This is a genomic window from uncultured Kiloniella sp. (genome assembly GCF_937128705.1).
In the GTDB taxonomy this organism is placed as follows: Bacteria; Pseudomonadota; Alphaproteobacteria; order Kiloniellales; family Kiloniellaceae; genus Kiloniella.
This window is the reverse complement of record NZ_CAKZMP010000363.1, coordinates 1-2,735: the sequence shown is the minus strand read 5'-3', so window position 1 is coordinate 2,735 and position 2,735 is coordinate 1. Positions and strand designations below refer to the sequence as shown.

Annotated in this window: 2 protein-coding genes and 1 pseudogene; all 3 read right to left on the bottom strand. The window is 47.2% G+C overall.

Annotated elements, in window-relative coordinates:
• A partial coding sequence (gene cysS, locus Q0241_RS18400; RefSeq protein ID WP_299380483.1) for a cysteine--tRNA ligase occupies positions 1-1,029 on the bottom strand: 1,029 nt, incomplete at its 3' end.
• Between the two features lie 135 nt (positions 1,030-1,164).
• Positions 1,165-2,496, bottom strand: coding sequence for a glutamate--tRNA ligase (gene gltX, locus Q0241_RS18395; protein WP_299380481.1), 1,332 nt, complete (start codon positions 2,494-2,496; stop codon positions 1,165-1,167).
• 20 nt (positions 2,497-2,516) lie between these two features.
• Positions 2,517-2,735 (bottom strand): annotated as a pseudogene (locus Q0241_RS18390) (NAD+ synthase); the annotation flags it as partial.

Here is a 2,735-nt window from a genome sequence, read left to right as displayed (position 1 = left end):
GAAAGCATCAGAAGCTTCTTCTGTTGAGGCTTCAATCTTTTCAACAGCCTGTAAAGCCCCGTAGAAACGATCAAGTTGAACTTTAAACTCAGCAACCTTTTCACGGGTGATATCCAATGGCTGGCGGTAGTGACCAGACAACAGTGTCAACCGCAAAGCCTCACCATTCAAACCTTCGTCCAAAAGCTGACGCACGGTAAAGAAATTGCCAAGAGACTTGGACATTTTTTCACCATTCACCACCACATAACCATTATGCATCCAGTAGTTCACATAAGGTTTTTCATTGCAGCATTTTGACTGTGCAATCTCATTCTCGTGATGTGGGAAGGTCAAATCTAAACCACCCCCGTGCACATCAAAGGTCTCGCCCAAATGAACCCGTGACATAGCAGAACATTCGATATGCCAGCCCGGACGGCCTTTGCCCCAAGGGCTTTCCCAACCCGGTTGTTCATCATTGCTCGGCTTCCAAAGCACAAAATCAGCCGGGTCTTTTTTATAGGGAGCAACCTCGACACGGGCACCGGCAATCATATCTTCGCGGTTACGTCCAGATAACTCCCCATAATCTGCCATGGACTTTACTGAAAACAGAACATGCCCTTCTGCTTCATAAGCATGTCCTTTTTCAATCAGCTTCGCACTCATATCAATCATTTCCTGAATGTGATCTGTCGCACGCGGCTCTATGTCTGGCGGAAGCGCACCAAGTGCAGCCATATCATCATGATAAGCCTGCGTTGTACGCTTGGTAATGCTTTCAATTGGTTCACCCGACTTTAGGGAAGCTTCGATAATCTTGTCTTCAACATCTGTGATGTTACGGACATAGGTTACATGTTCTGCGCCGTATACATAACGCAGAAGACGAGCAAAGGTATCAAAGACGACAACAGGGCGGGCATTACCAACGTGTGCCAGATCATAAACGGTCGGTCCACAGACATACATGCGCACATTTTTAGGATCGATTGGCTCGAAATCCTGCTTTTCACGCGCAAGAGTATTGTGGACTTTAATCGTCATTGTCTTTTCCCGAAATCTAAGGGTTGAGTAAAGTGATTGTATAAAAGAAAGGGGTTTAAGTTAAACCCCTTTCATGCATGTAAGCCAATAAATTTAATTCATAGCAATCTAGAGATCGCTATGATCGCTAACTTATTAAGCAGTTTTGCCTTTGAGACGTGCTTCAGCACGTTCCCGACCAATAACAGGCAAAAGCTGAGCCAATTCTGGGCCGTGTTGCTGACCAGTCAGAGCTTTACGAAGCGGCATGAAAAGCTGTTTACCCTTACGACCCGTTTCATCTTTCAAAACAGTCGTCAAAGCTTTCCATGTCCCCTGATCCCAATCTCCTTCTGGTAGCTTTTCAGCCGCCAAGGTCAGGAATTCAGCATCTTCATCTGCAATATCCGGCGTTACCGCGCCCCGACAGATATCAAACCAGGATTGCGTATCAGACAACTTCTCGAGATTGGGACGTACAACTTCCCAAAGCTCTTCATCAAAACCATCCTGTAAGCGGGATTTGATCGATGCAAAATCTGCATCGCGCAAAACTTTTGCATTCAAGTGGCCAAGTTCAACAGGATCAAAGCGCGGTGTCGCACGGCCAAAGCGAGCAATATCAAACAGCTCAGTCAAAGCCGCTGGAGTCTGACGAACCTCGATAGGGTCAGGCGTTCCAAGACGCGCCAAATAGCTATTCAAGGCCATTGGCTCCAGACCCTCTTCTTCACGAAGAGACCCAAGACTTAAACTGCCAAGGCGTTTTGACAGACCAGAACCGTCAGCACCAACCATCAGCGAGATATGTGCAAATTCAGGAACCTTGCCACCCAGAGCTTCGAACAACTGAACCTGTACGGCTGTGTTGGACACATGATCTTCACCACGCAACACATGCGTCACGTCCAGCTCAATATCATCAACACAGGATGTCAGCGTATACAAGGGACGGCCGTCTTCTCTAATAAGCACAGGATCGGTCAGGTGTTGGCCTTCAAAATGCACATCGCCACGCACAAGATCAGTCCAGTCGATGTCCTTGTGCTCCAATTTGAAGCGCCAGTGAGCCTGACGCCCTTCAGCTTCGTACTTGGCAATACCTTCAGGCGTCAACTTTAGAGCTTCACGATCATAGATCGGTGGACGACCTGCCTGTAAGGCAATTTTCCGCTTTAGACCAAGTTCATCAGAGGTTTCATAACAAGGGTAAAGACGACCATCCGCTTTTAGCTTCTCCGATGCGAGTTCATAACGATCCATACGGTGGGACTGAACAGCAAATTCATCCCACTCAAGACCCAACCATTTCAGATCCGTTTGAATGGATTGTGCGTATTCTTCAGTTGAACGTTCAGTATCGGTATCATCCAGACGAAGCAAAAAGCTTCCACCTGCTTTTTTGGCCATAAGCCAGTTCAATACCGCAATACGGGCGTTTCCGGCATGTAATCGGCCCGTTGGGCTAGGAGCAAAGCGTACTTTCATGAATTCGTCTTTATCTCTAATTATCTATTTGTAAGACCACGAAATGCATTCGTAATCGGATAGCGTCGATCGCGGGCAAGGTCACGAATTGTTACGCGAACACCCGGCGCAGATTGACGTCGTTTATATTCTGCAAGGTCTAACATACGCCAGACCCGACGAACAGTGTTCTCGTCATATCCTCGTGCCAGAATATCTACAAGGGGTAATTCCTCTTCGATAAGGCATTCCAGAATACC

Bases quoted from the DNA above. Each gene is read 5' to 3' on its own strand.
- gltX (WP_299380481.1), bottom strand. From the start codon at position 2,496: ATGAAAGTACGCTTTGCTCCTAGCCCAACGGGCCGATTACATGCCGGA.